This window comes from Nocardioides sp. CPCC 206347 (assembly GCF_048654605.1).
Lineage (GTDB): Bacteria > Actinomycetota > Actinomycetes > Propionibacteriales > Nocardioidaceae > Nocardioides.
This window is the reverse complement of the sequence record NZ_JBMCYZ010000012.1, coordinates 1-13,019: the sequence shown is the minus strand read 5'-3', so window position 1 is coordinate 13,019 and position 13,019 is coordinate 1. Positions and strand designations below refer to the sequence as shown.

Here is a 13,019-nt window from a genome sequence, read left to right as displayed (position 1 = left end):
ACTAGACAGCTCCACTTCACAACCGGGGGCCCTCACCTGTCAGCCCGACTCACCGCCGGAGGGCGGGACAACCTCCCTGGGCATCACAGCTAGTCGCATTCGCTGAGGATCCAGGCCGTCACGGTCTGGCTGTCCTCGGACAGTCCGGGTGCCAGCTCGGCCAGGGCGGCACCGTCGGCCTCGCTGGGGTCGGCCAGCAGCTCGCGGGCCGACCGGAACCCCTCGCCGAGGTCCGTGAGCGCGGTGTCGACGTCGTCGGGAGCGTCCTTCTTGAGCGCGTCCAGCTCCGCGACGAGGGCGTCGACGGCTGTCGCGTCCTCGGGGGAGTCCTTGCCGTCGTACAGCGCCGTCTGGGCGTCCGTGATCCGCTGGGCCGTGTCCTCGAACCGGTCGCACTCGACCGTGATGTCCGTGACGGGTGCCGACGGGTCGGCGTCCGGCTCGTCTGGATCGTCGCTGCAGCCACCGCACAGCAGCGCGAGGACGGCCAGAGCGGCCGGCAGCCCGAGGAACCGGGCTGCCGGTCCGCGCCGGTCGCCGGGGTCTAGACCAGCCACACGCACTCCGGGTACGGGTGGATGTTGTTGCCGTACGGCGAGAGGAAGTAGGCGATGATGTCCAGCCCGAAGTCGGGCAGCGAGAACCCGAGCAGGTTGATGTCGGGCGTGATCAGCCAGGCCGGCGTGTTGGTCCCGTCATCGGCCGGCTGGCCGAGCGTGAACGTGTTGCCCGGCGTCGTGTAGCCCGGTGCCGGACGGACGTCGAAGGACACACCGCAGTCCGCGATCCCGAAGTGGATGATCGGGAGGTGGAACGCACGTTCCTGGATGTTCTGGTTGATGTGCCAGCGGGGCGCGACGTTCCCGAAGGGGATCACCAGGTGCGGGATGTTGACGATCGTGATGGTGTCCGAGCCCAGCGGGTCGGGCCAGTCGATGAACACCGAGAACTTGTCCTCGAGGTCGACCGTCAGGTTGCTGTCCTGGCCGAACGTGAAGGTCCCGAAGGTTCCGTCGAGGCCCGTCGTGAAGCCCAGGCGGAGGTTCACGTCGGAGAAGTCCGTCAGGCCCAGGGTCACCCGCCGGATCTTCAGGTCGGCCGACAGGTTGCCCCGGTTCTGGAAGAACCCGGTCTGGCCGTCCTCACCACTGCCCCAGTCGAGCGAGATCGACTTCTGCACGCGTCCCGCCGCCTCGAGCGCGAAGGCCTCGGTCGCCGGGCTCGAGGTGATGTGCAGGCGGGAACCGGTCAGGTCGCCGGTGACGACCTGACCGAGGTCGGTGACGGTGAGCTTCACGGCTGCGTTGGCGTCGACCGGGTCGGCGATCCGCGCGGAGGCGAAGGCGTCGATGTCGAGTCCGGGGGCGAAGGTCGTCATCGTGAAGACGGGTGCGTCGACCGTCGTACCGCCGCCGGCAGTGGTGTCCTTGCCGATCAGGATGTCGACGGTCTTCGGGACGTCGTGCAGGTGCACGGAGGCGGCGAAGTCGGCGTCGCCCACGTGCTTGTACGCCGCCGTGATGTCGCTGATGCCCTGGTTCATCACGATGCCGACCTTCTTCGTGTCGGCGCCGAAGGCGACGTCCACGCTGATGGTCTTCGGGATCGCACTGATGGTCAGCTGCGCCTCGTCGGTGTTGTCGTACTGCGCGTTCGCCGTGAACGCCCCCAGCGCCTCGCTGGCGACGTAGTCGAGTCCGGTGGTGTGGCTGCCGTCGGGCTCGGTGCGCGTGACGGTCGGGCCGAAGGTGAAGTCCACCGGGTTGGCCGTCGGGATGCCCTGCGTCAGGTAGAGGCTGAGCGGCTTGGGCGCGAGTGCCTGCAACTTGGCGTCGACCACCAGGGTGCCGTCGGTCGGGTGGAACCCCGTGACCGTGTAGACGCCGGTGGTGGAGTTGAGGTCGAGTCCCGTCGGCAGTCCGGTCAGGTACAGCTTGGCCCGGACGGCCTTGTCGGAACCGCTCGCCCCGTCACGGACGGCGACGCCGTGGACCTGCGGCGGCACCGGTGTGGCGGCCAGCGCCGCGGACTTGCCCGCCGCGACCGAGAGCGTCAGGTCGGGGTTGGTGTTGCCGTCATAGGTGATCCGGCCGCCCTCGCTGCGCAGCGTGATCTCGGAGGGCAGGTTGCTCAGCTTGCCCGACGCCTCGAGGTCACCCTCCTCCAGGTGCGCCTCCGCTGCGAACGAGAAGGTGCTGTTGTCGCCCATGTCGAGACCGGCCTCGAAGCCGCCGCCGTCCCCGTCGTCGGGCAGCTTGGTGAAGGATGCGCGCCGCAGGTTGCTGATCTTGAGGCTGGCGTCGAGGTCGCCCGAGGCCTCGTCGTAGTACGCCGTCAGGTGGTCGCCCGGCAGCGTCGAGTAGTCCTCGTGGTTCGTGACGTTCGCGACGATCGAGCCGATGCCCGCCGCGGGTGCGTCGAAGAGGACGTTGCCGTCCGCCCAGGTCGCGTTCCACTTGGCCGGGATCGAGCTGATGGTCAGGCCCGCGTCGAAGTCGCGGTCCATGTCGAGGGTGGCCGCTGTCAGGTGCGCGGTCGCCGAGGCGCTGGTGGTCGCGGTGTCCGCATCCCAGTCGAGGACCGAGTTCTTGCCGTCGAAGAGCACCTTGGCGTGTGCCGGGATGCCCAGCACCTCGGCCGTGATCCGGTCGCCGCCCATCCGCTCGACACCGGCGTAGACCTTGTCGATCGAGTCGCTGGCGTCGTACGTGATCAGGTTGCCGTTCAGGTCGACCTGCATGTGCTTCGGGACGCCGTGGACCTGGTAGACGGCGTGGTCGACCTCGGTCGGCTTGGTCACGTCCGGCGTGGTGGTGTCGGTCGCCTCGACGAGGCCGATCTCGTCGTTCGCGGTGTACTCGATGTTCTGGTGCGTGCCCTGACGGACCAGGTCGACCCGTACCGACGACGGCAGCTTGTCGACCGTTGCGGTGAAGCGACGGTTGCTGTCGACCGGACCCGACGTCGTGGCCTGGTCGATCACCGCGTCCACGCGGGTGGCGGTCGGGGTGTCGACCGTGATCGTGTCCGTGCTGCCGGTGCTGCCGTGCGTCATCCGGGCGCCGACGTTGAGGGTCGTCGGGAACGGGTTCAGCTGCACGGAGCCGGTCAGCGGGTCCTGCTCGGTCAGCGGTACGCCGCCGCTGCCACCGGTCAGCGACTTGACGCCGAACGTGATCGCCTCCTTGAGGCCCGGGTTGGTCGAGATGACGTCCGCAGCGACCCGGATGTCGCCGGTGATCGCGTCGACGATGTTCTTGAGCAGGACCCGGGCGGTGCTGTTGCCGCCGAGGGTCGAGGCGCGTCCGTCGATGCCGACCGCCACCCGCTTCTTGACGATCGGTGTGTCGTAGACGGCGAACACGTGCGCCGGGAGGGGGCCGCTGTTGGGCGTGATCCGCTGCACCGCGAACCGGGCTCCGACGTCGATCAGGTTGGTGACCGGGTTGAGCTGCGCCAGGACGTCAGGCAGGTGGTCACCCGTGACGTCGGCCGGCACCGGGACACCCACCGGCAGCGAGATGCTGCACGAGAGCGGCATGGTCGGCGACTCGGCGCAGATCTTGTAGAACAGCGGGGACAGCAGGTTCACGACGGGCAGCGTGAACAGCTTGCCCTGGACCTTGCTGACCTCCTGCAGGACCGCGTCCAGTGCGTCCAGCACCAGGGGGACGAGGGGCAGCGAGGTGAGTGTGTCGTTGAACGTGGGCGGCAGGCCGGCCGTGATGTTGCTCGACGTGCGCGCGGTCGGTGCGGTCACCGACGAGCGGGGGAGTCGCGCCGAGGTCAGGCTCGGCGCCTCCGCCAGCTCCTCCGCCACGGCGTCCAGCGCCTCGCCCGTCTGGTCACGGTTGACCGGTGGGGTGTCGGCCGGCGGGGGAGTCGGCGTCGTGTCGTTGAGCTCCTCCTTGAGGTCCTCGGTGCCCTCCTTGCCGAAGACCACCATCGCCACGCCGGCCAGGTAGGTCTCGCGCTCCTGGGCCGTGGGCGTCGTGTTCGTGATGTCGAGCAGGTCGGCGACCAGGCACGCACTCAGCCACAGCTGCGTCGGCTCGGGCAGCGCGTGGAATCCCTCGGCGAGGATGTCCGCCGGCACCGTCCTGAGCGCGACGAAGTCCTTGCGCCAGGCGTTGTCCGTGAACCGCGGCGACCAGAGCTCCACGAAGCGGTCGCGGTTCTCCGCCGTCGCGCCGTCCGTCGGCGGTGGCTCAGCGCAGCGCACCGCGCTGCCACTGGCCACGGCCGGGAGGGGAGCGGCGTGCGCGGCCTCCGGGTTGACGAGGGCAGCCAGCATCACGGCTGAGGACAGGGCAGCACAAAGGGTCCGAGCGCGCACGGAGAACACCTGCCAAATCGGGGGATTGGGAGCAAAGCAGGAAAAGTGGCGGTGCTCACTATCTTCCTGTGCGCGGGTGCGCGCCAGCCACTCCGGAAAGTCTTTACCTTTCTCTGCCCTGAAGGGCGAGGCAGGTGTGCCCGTTCGCTACCTGGTCCGGTCAGCGCCCCTTGAAGTCGGGCTTCCGCTTCTCGAGGAACGCGCGCGGACCTTCCTTGGCGTCCTCCGAGGAGAAGACCGGAGCGCCGACCCTCGCGTCGTCGGCCCAGCAGTCGTCCTCGTGCTTGCCTTCCGAGTCGCGCATCGTCTTGAGGATCGCCTGGACGGCGATCGGACCGTTGGCAGCGACCATGTCCGCGAGCTCGTGTGCCTTGGCCAGTGCCTGGCCGTCGGGTACGACGTGGCCGATCAGGCCCAGCTCCCTGGCCTCCGGGGCGAGCAGGGTGCGTCCGGTCAGCAGCAGCTCGGCTGCCACCGTGTACGGGATCTGGCGGGGGAGCCGGACCGCCGAGCCGCCCATCGGGTACAGGCTCCAGCGGGCCTCGGCGACCCCGAACTTCGCCGATTCACCGGCGACGCGGATGTCGGTGCCCTGCAGGATCTCGGTGCCGCCGGCGATCGCCGGGCCCTCCACGGCCGCGATCAGCGGCTTGGTCAACCGGAACCCCTTGAGCAGCCCCTTGATGACCGTCGGGTCGTACTCGCCGGACTCGAAGGCCTCCGACGGCGGCTTCTTGTCGGCTGCCTGCAGGTCCATGCCCGCGCAGAAGAAGCCGCCTGCGCCAGTGAGGATGCAGACCCGGATCTCGGGGTCGGAGTTCACCCGGTCCCAGGCCTGTTCCATGATCCGCAGCATCGCGCCGGACAATGCGTTGCGGCGCTCCGGACGGTTCATGGTGACGATCAGCTTGTGACCGTCCTGCTCGACGAGGCAGTCGGGTTCACGGTCGTTGGCAGCGTCATCGGTGGGGGACATGTGAACCACGCTAGCGAAAAAGTGAAACGTGTTCTAGTCTCGGATCGTGGCCCTGAACATTGCCGATCTCTTCGAACATGCCGTCGACGTCGTCCCCCAGAAGCCCGCCGTACAGGTGGGCGATCGCGTCATCACCTTCGCCGAGCTGGAGGCCGAGTCGAACAAGCTCGCGCACTACCTGCAGGCCCGGGGCATCGGTCACGGCGACCACGTCGGGCTCTACGCCAAGAACAGCATCGAGCACGTGATCGCCCTGATCGCGATCCTCAAGGTCCGCGCCGTGGCGATCAACGTGAACTTCCGGTACGTCGCCGGCGAGCTCGAGTACCTCTTCGACAACGCCGATCTCGTCGGCCTGGTCCACGACCGCGTCTACGCGCCGTTGGTCGCCGAGGTCGCGCCGAAGTTCGACAAGCTGCAGACGATCGTCGCCGTACCGAACCCGCTCGAGCCGGACGACACCAGTGACGTGTCGTCGTACGGGGGTGTCCTGCTCGAGGACGCCGTCGCCGGCCAGTCCGACGTCCGTGACTTCGGCGAGCGCAGCCCGGACGACATCCACATCATCTACACCGGCGGCACGACCGGTTTCCCGAAGGGCGTCATGTGGCGCCACGAGGACTTCTGGCGCGTGCTCGGCGGCGGCATCGACTTCATGACGGCCGAGCCGCTGGAGGAGTACGACCAGTCGAAGAAGGCACAGCAGGACAGCCTCGTCACGCTGCCGCTCAGCCCGCTGATGCACGGCGGTGCGCAAGCCTCGCTCCTGATGCACCTCTTCGCGGGCCAGGTCACCATCCTCGAGCCGAAGTTCGACCCGGTCCGCACCTGGGAGCTGGTCGACAAGCACGGCGTGCAGATGATGTTCATGACCGGAGATGCGATGGCGGTGCCGCTGATCGATGCCTACGAGGCAGGCGGATACTCCGGCCAGACGCTGTTCGCCATCGCGTCCAGCGCGGCGATCTTCTCCAAGTCGGTGAAGGAGCGCTGGATGAAGCACTTCCCGAATGCCGTCTTCACCGACTCCATCGGCTCCTCGGAGACCGGCTTCCAGGGCACCGGCCTGCAGGACGCCAGCGCCCTGTCCACCGACGGCCCGGTGGTCTCCATCCCCCCGACAACGGTGATCCTCGGAGACGACAACCAGATCCTCGACCCGGTCACCGATGTGGGCAAGGTCGGCCGCACGGCCCGCTCGGGCAACGTGCCGGTCGGCTACTACAAGGACCCCGAGAAGTCGGCCCGCACCTTCATCGTGATCGACGGCGTCCGCTACTCGATCCCCGGCGACAACGCCCGGATCGAGGAGGGCAACCGGATCACCCTGCTCGGCCGCGGTTCGAACTGCATCAACACCGGCGGCGAGAAGGTCTACCCCGAAGAGGTGGAGCAGGCCATCAAGGCCCACCCCGGTGTGTACGACGTCCTCGTGGTGGGCCTGCCCGACGAGAAGTACGGCCAGACGGTGGCCGCTGTCGTCGAACCCCGCCCCGGTGCGACCGTCGAGCTGGAGGAGCTGCGGACCTTCCTGCGATCGCACCTCTCCGGCTACAAGCTGCCGCGCGTGCTGACGCTCGTCGCGGAGGTCCCGCGCAACGCGACCGGCAAGGCCCAGTACCCCCGCGCCAAGGAACTGGCGCTCGAGAGCCGTACCGAGGAGGTGTCGGTCTGATGAGGACCGCACTGTGTGATGCCTTCGGCATCGAGTACCCGATCTTCGCCTTCACGCCGTCCGAGCACGTCGCCGCCGCGGTCTCCCGCGCCGGCGGTCTCGGCGTCCTGGGGTGCGTCCGCTTCAACGACACCGACGAGCTCGAGCGGGTCCTCACGTGGATGGACGAGAACACCGACGGCAAGCCGTACGGCGTCGACGTGGTGATGCCGATGAAGATCCCCACGGAGGGCACGTCGGCCGACCTGTCGTCGTACATCCCTGAGGAGCACCGGAAGTTCGTCGACGAGACGCTGCTCAAGCTGGGCGTCCCGCCGCTGCCCGAGGGCGAGGGACGCGAGGGCGTCCTCGGCTGGCTGCACTCGATGGCGCGCTCGCACGTCGACGTCGCGCTGCAGCACCGGCCGGTCCTGATCGCCAACGCGCTCGGCTCGCCGCCGGTCGACGTGATCGAGCAGTGCCACGCGGCCGGACTGAAGGTCGCCGCCCTCGCGGGCGCGCCCAAGCACGCACTGAGCCACGTCACCAACGGCGTGGACATCATCATCGCGCAGGGCTACGAAGCGGGCGGTCACACCGGCGAGATCGCCAGCATGGTGCTGACGCCCGACATCGTCGATGCCGTCGGTCCGGACGTCCCGGTGCTGGGTGCCGGTGGCATCGGCTCGGGCCGGCAGATCGCCGCGTCGCTCGCGCTCGGTGCCCAGGGCGTGTGGACCGGGTCCATCTGGCTCGGCACCGAGGAGTACCGAAACCTGTCCGGCAACAAGGGCTGGGAGACGGCCTTCCTGCGCGCGACGTCGTCCGACACCGTCCGGACCCGGATCTACACCGGCAAGCCGGCCCGTCTGCTCAAGACGAAGTGGACCGAGTCGTGGAACGAGGAAGGTGCCCCGGCACCGCTCCCGATGCCGCTGCAGAACCTGCTGGTCGCGGACGCGCACAACCGGATCAACGCGTCGGGGGACCCCGACGTGATCTCGATGCCGATCGGGCAGATCGTCGGTCGGATGAACGAGGTCCGGCCGGTCGCCGAGGTCGTCGCCGACCTGGTCGCCGAGTTCGAGTCCACGGTGAAGAAGCTCGACGGCATCGCGGGAATCTGAGGGATGGCTCTGCGCTTGGAGCCGCTGCATCGCCGCATCGCCGTTGCGATCGCCGTCGCAGGTGTCCTGGTGGGTGGAAGCCTCGCCGCCGCCTCTGACGAGGTCTCGTCCCAGGCGGTGCCCGAGGCCGCTTGTGGGCCGGGATCGCGTCCCGAGACCACTGACCTCCAGGGCCGCGTGCCCACGGCGGACTACGACTCCGGTCGGGTGCTGGAGGGATACACCTGCAACACCGAGCAGGTCGGTCGTCATGGCACGACCGGTGGGTTCAAGACCCTTCGCTACACCGATGCCCAGGGCCACACCTGTGCCTTCTACGACTCCACCCGGATCCTCGGGATGGACGTCGTCGGCAACCTGCTCAACGGCACCGGGCTCGGGGTCGTGGTTCTCGACATGACGAACCCGGCGTCGCCGCGCAAGACCGCCAACCTCATCACTCCGGCCATGCTGAGCCCGCACGAGTCGTTGCTGGTCAACGCTGAACGCGGCCTGCTCGTGGGGGTGATGGGCACCCTTGCCACCGCACCCGGCGTTCTCGACGTCTACGACGTCCGTACCGACTGCCGCCGCCCGAAGCTCTTGTCGACCACGCTGTCCGGTGTCCTCGGGCATGAGAGCGGGTTCGCGCCCGACGGCCAGACGTTCTGGACCGCTGGCGCAGCGGGCTTCACCATGACCGCCGTCGACATCGCCGACCCGCGGCGGCCCCGGGTGGTCCTCGTCAAGCCGGGGGTCATCGCGCACGGACTCCGGTTCTCTGACGACGGCGCCACGATGTACGTCGCGAACATGGGCACACCGTCGTCCAGCTCGATCCTCGACAAGCCGAGCCTGCAGATCTATGACGTCTCGCAGGTCCAGGACAGGGTCACCAAGCCACAGGTCCGGCTCCTGTCGGAGATCGACTGGCCGGGAATCTCCATCCCGCAGGTCGCGGAGCCGTTCCACCGGGACGGTCGCAGCTACGTGCTCGAGGTGGACGAGTTCACTGACTGGTTCGGTGACCGCTGGACGGTCGACTTCAAGAACAGCCCGGTCGGTGGCGCACGGATCATCGACGTCACCGACCCTGAGGCTCCCTCCCTGGTGTCGGACATCCGGCTCGAGGTCCATCAGGCCGTGAACCGCACGGCCGAGGTCATGAAAGACCCCGGAAATGCGCTGCCGATCGGCGGCTACTCCGCCCACTACTGCTCGGTCCCGACCCGGGACGCCCCGAACCTGGCTGCGTGCTCGATGATCGGATCCGGACTGCGGATCTTCGACATCAGCGACGTGCAGGACCCGCGCGAGGTCGCCTACTTCAACAAGCCGGCGAAGGGCGGTGCCAGCGCCCTTTCCCAGCCTGCGTGGGACCCGGCCGGGAACAGCGTCTGGTACACCGATGGCACCAGTGGCTTCCACGTGGTGCGGCTGACCAACGGCGTCGAGAACCTGCTCGACTGAGAACAGGCCCTTCCGCATTGCCGGCAACAGGCCGACGATGGGAGGGATGCGCACCAGGTTGCCCGCTGAGCCTCGCCGTACCCGCGGTGGGGTGTCCGACGAGCGCCCGGCGGCGCAGGTCCCGACGGCCTTGCGGGTTCCGACAATGCCCAACCGCTCCCCGGGCACGTGGCCGGCTGACGCCCATCACGTCACCACCCTGCAGCGCTGGGCGGGCAACCAGGCCACGGTGCAGCGGTTCGGCGAGAGCGTCCGCGCGGCGGTCCTGGGCATGTTCGGCGCGGCCCGGGTCGAAGGCCTCGCCAAGGCGGGCCAGACGCGTGCCGCCGCTGCGCTGAAGAAGATGCTGGACTACGCCGTGCTGCACGGCTCCGCAGGGCCTCACGGTGACGACTCGGGCTTCCACGTGCGGCTCTTCGCGGCGGTCAACGATCTCGCGGGCGAGGTCGCCGCGCACAAGACCTTCGACAAGCTGCCCGCCCGGCTCCAGGCCATCGTCTTCTCGGCCGAGAAGCTCAACATGGAGAAGGTCGCCGGGGCGCCGAGCGCGCAGAACAAGGCGTGGATGAAGACCGATCCCGACAGCGGCACCGAAGGGGCGGCGAATCCTGGCGTCGCCGGAAGCACGGGCGCCTTCGGAGAGAATGCGTGGAAGTGCAACAAGTTGGTGGCCGACGCCTACCTGGCCAAGTCGGGCGCAGCGATCGGGAAGTCGAAGTACCCGTTCTACGGGTCCGACAAGACCTGGTCCTACAAGGCGAACGACCTGGCCGCGGACGTCGACAAGGGCCAGGCCCGGCTCGAACCCGGCAAGGAGCTCAAGCACTTCCCGTACTCGCAGCTGATCCATCTCGCCGCGGACGGCAAGACCGTGGCGGAGATCTTCGAGTTCGACGGGCGCGGCAAGGTGATCGCCAAGTACCTCCTGGCCGGCGGCATCTTCGAGAAGCACGTCAAGAACGCGAAGGGCAAGTGGGAGAAGACCAAGGAGACGAAGAATCCCGAAGAGCTCGAGCCGGGTGTGTTCGCGCAGACCGGCGACCTGGTGTCGTTCCACAACAAGGAGAAGGGCGCGTCCGGGCACACCGGGCTCAATGTCGGCCACGACCTCTTCATCAGTGCGATGAATGCGACCGAGGGCGTCGGGATCCTGTCCATCTCGCTCCACATGGACGCGAGCAAGTGGGACCACTACGACTACGTCGGGTTCCGCTCGTTCAAGAAGTAGCCAGCTGGGGTCGAGCCCCGGCGGCAGCTGCGCGCAACCGGGCCTCGAGCGGCTCCCGCCATCCGGGCGGGCACCACGCACCCAGGGACCCGACCTCCAGGTAGCGCTCGAGCAACGCATCGAGGTCCACGGGCGGCACCTCGCGTTCGAAGACATCCATCGCCAGGCCACCAAGACCACGGCGGCGACACAACGCGAACGCCAGCCGGGTCTCCTCGACCCCGCCGACGCACTCGAACGGCGTGTGGTCGGACAGGCCGAGCAGCTGCCGGAACCAGACCTGGTTGTCAGGATGGTCGAACAGGTTCCCGTGCCCGCGAAACGTCCGCGCGACCACGTCAGCGGGCAGGTAGGCGCTGTAGCCGAGCCAGACGTACGCGCACTTCGCGCAACGGCCGCACCACGGCTTCTCCACGTTGCAGGAGTGCGTGAACGGGATCGCGTCGGGCTCGGCTGCAAGCATCGTGAAGATCAGCGGATCGTGGACCGCCTTCAACGGGCTGAAGTAGTGGCAGTCCTCGACCAGGTGGGTGCGCAGGTAGTCGGCCAGGACCTGCTCGCACTCCACGGACTTCCCCCACTGGTGGTTGATCTCGTCGCCGGCCGGCGACCACACGGCGTTGCCCTGGTCGGCGCTGCGTTCGTGGCCGAGGCTCAGCCCGCGATAGCCGTGCGCCAGCACGAGGGGTACGGCGGCGAACACCGATGCCGGCGTCTCTGCGGCGGTGAGGGGAAGGAGGTCGTGCTGCGGTGCGAGTCGTGCGACGGGACTGTCCACCAGGTCGTCGTACGCCCAGACCCGGCGGCGCCGTTCGGCAGGCAGCCCGAGCACGTCGAGAAGGGTGTCGCACAGGGAGTGCTGCTTCCCGGCACTGCCGTAGGTCGAGCTGGAGTAGACGAGGGTGTCGCACGGGACCCCGGCTCGTTGCAGCAGCCGGAGCGACACCACGCTGTCCTTGCCGCCGCCGAAGAACGCCAGCACTCCCGGCTCGCCCGTGCCGCTGACAGCAACGGGGCTCGGGACGACTTCGGCGGGCGAGCGGAGCAGGTCCGGCCCTTCGTAGTCCGGGAGGTCGTGCTCGTAGCGCCACTGCGCCCACACGCCGTGGACGACCCGACGCCAGAGCGACCAGAACTCCGGCGTGCAGTGGCGCTGGTACGGACCCGCGTCGAAGTGGGCGGGCCGCAGGCTGACCAGCGTGTTCGCGGTGAAGGCCGCCAGGTGGAAGCAGACCCGGTCCAGCGTGTCCGGGCCGTAGCGCCGTTCGAGGTCGACCAGGTCGACGTCCTCGTACCAGTACGACGCCGTGAACCGCAGGTCGTCGAGACCGAACTGCAGGGACAACTGGTGCTCGGAGCGCGTGTGCGTACCGAGCCACAGGGTGCCGGCTCCCGAGCGCCGTGTTGGGTCCGACAATGCGGCCTCCGTTGTCGTGCGGCAGCCTGCCTCAAGGAAAGTCCCGAGCCGGGGACCTGGGCAAGGACGAAGAGGCAACAATGGGGGCATGACGCGCAATGTGCTGATCGCCGGAGCCGGACCGGGTGTGAGCGGATCGCTGGCCAGGCTCTACGCCGCCGAGGGTTGCGGCGTCGGGCTCCTGGGCGCTGAGGACGAGGTCCTGGCCACGCTGGGCGCCGAGGTCGAGGCTGCCGGGGGCACCGCCGGTACGGCGGTCGTCGACCTCACCGACGACGCCGCCACCCGCGCCGCGGTGACCCGGATGGGGGAGCACGTCGGGCAGTTCGACGTCATCCACTTCAACCCGTCGGCGTACCGGGAGAAGGACCCGCTGACGCTGACGCCCGACGAGCTGCTCGAGGACGTGCGACTCGGTGTCGGTGCCCTGCTGACGTTCGTCCAGGCCGCTCGTCCGTTCCTCGCGAGCGGCGCCCGGATCTCCGTCACCGGCAGCATGGCCGCCGACTCCCCGTGGTTCGGTGCCGCCTCGCTCGGCGTGCAGAAGGCCGGAGTCCAGAACCTCGTGCGCAGCATCGACGCCACCCTCAAGGACGACGGCATCCGCGCCGTGTCCGTGACCGTGCGCGGCATGCTCGGCAAGGAGGGCGCCTTCACGCCCGACAACGTCGCGCTCGCGCTTCGCGCCGCGGTGGACCAGGACGAGTCCGCCTGGCAGGCCGAGATCCCGTACGCGGGCTAGGTGTGATGTCCGGGGACGTTGGTCAGTCGGGTGACCGGTGGCTTGGCTCCGATGGCGGAGTGGACGCGGTGATGATTGTAGAAGTGGAGC

9 protein-coding genes are annotated in these 13,019 nt (G+C 68.6%); 5 read left to right on the top strand and 4 right to left on the bottom strand.

All coding sequences use genetic code 11. The features are described 5' to 3' along the window. Window positions 1–89: 89 nt before the first annotated feature. From ACOACQ_RS24010 to ACOACQ_RS24000, 3 genes are all read right to left on the bottom strand, one after another. Window positions 90–557 carry a hypothetical protein gene (locus tag ACOACQ_RS24010; RefSeq protein ID WP_420289424.1) on the bottom strand — a complete coding sequence of 156 codons (468 nt, stop codon included), beginning with the start codon at window positions 555–557 and terminating at the stop codon, window positions 90–92. Next, window positions 545–4,336: a hypothetical protein gene (locus ACOACQ_RS24005; RefSeq protein ID WP_420289423.1), complete on the bottom strand. Its 3,792-nt coding sequence runs from the start codon at window positions 4,334–4,336 to the stop codon at window positions 545–547. The genes ACOACQ_RS24010 and ACOACQ_RS24005 overlap by 13 nt, the downstream gene beginning before the upstream one ends. 160 nt (window positions 4,337–4,496) lie before the next feature. Beyond that, window positions 4,497–5,312 carry a crotonase/enoyl-CoA hydratase family protein gene (locus tag ACOACQ_RS24000; RefSeq protein WP_420289422.1) on the bottom strand — a complete coding sequence of 272 codons (816 nt, stop codon included), beginning with the start codon at window positions 5,310–5,312 and terminating at the stop codon, window positions 4,497–4,499. Window positions 5,313–5,358: 46 nt separating this feature from the next. Between ACOACQ_RS24000 and ACOACQ_RS23995 the strand changes: the two genes are divergently transcribed. The 4 genes from ACOACQ_RS23995 (at window position 5,359) to ACOACQ_RS23980 (ending at window position 10,770) form a co-directional block, all read left to right on the top strand. After that, window positions 5,359–6,987, top strand: a complete 1,629-nt coding sequence (locus ACOACQ_RS23995) for an acyl-CoA synthetase (protein WP_420289421.1) — start codon at window positions 5,359–5,361, stop codon at window positions 6,985–6,987. Next, a complete protein-coding gene (locus tag ACOACQ_RS23990) occupies window positions 6,987–8,093 on the top strand; it encodes an NAD(P)H-dependent flavin oxidoreductase (RefSeq protein WP_378596073.1) in 1,107 nt (368 codons plus the stop codon). The genes ACOACQ_RS23995 and ACOACQ_RS23990 overlap by 1 nt, the downstream gene beginning before the upstream one ends. A 3-nt stretch (window positions 8,094–8,096) precedes the next feature. Continuing rightward, window positions 8,097–9,542, top strand: coding sequence for an LVIVD repeat-containing protein (locus ACOACQ_RS23985; RefSeq protein ID WP_420289420.1), 1,446 nt, complete (start codon window positions 8,097–8,099; stop codon window positions 9,540–9,542). A gap of 145 nt (window positions 9,543–9,687) precedes the next feature. Continuing rightward, a complete protein-coding gene (locus ACOACQ_RS23980) occupies window positions 9,688–10,770 on the top strand; it encodes a hypothetical protein (RefSeq protein ID WP_420289419.1) in 1,083 nt (360 codons plus the stop codon). Here the strand turns inward: ACOACQ_RS23980 and ACOACQ_RS23975 are convergent. Then, on the bottom strand, window positions 10,760–12,187 hold the full coding sequence (locus ACOACQ_RS23975; RefSeq protein ID WP_420289418.1) for a hypothetical protein: 1,428 nt from the start codon (window positions 12,185–12,187) through the stop codon (window positions 10,760–10,762). The genes ACOACQ_RS23980 and ACOACQ_RS23975 overlap by 11 nt on opposite strands. Window positions 12,188–12,275: 88 nt before the next feature. On the opposite strand from ACOACQ_RS23975, the gene ACOACQ_RS23970 reads away from it, so the two are divergent. Then, window positions 12,276–12,929 (top strand): SDR family oxidoreductase, encoded by a 654-nt coding sequence (locus ACOACQ_RS23970; RefSeq protein WP_420289417.1) that lies wholly within the window; start codon window positions 12,276–12,278, stop codon window positions 12,927–12,929. Window positions 12,930–13,019 lie beyond the last annotated feature (90 nt).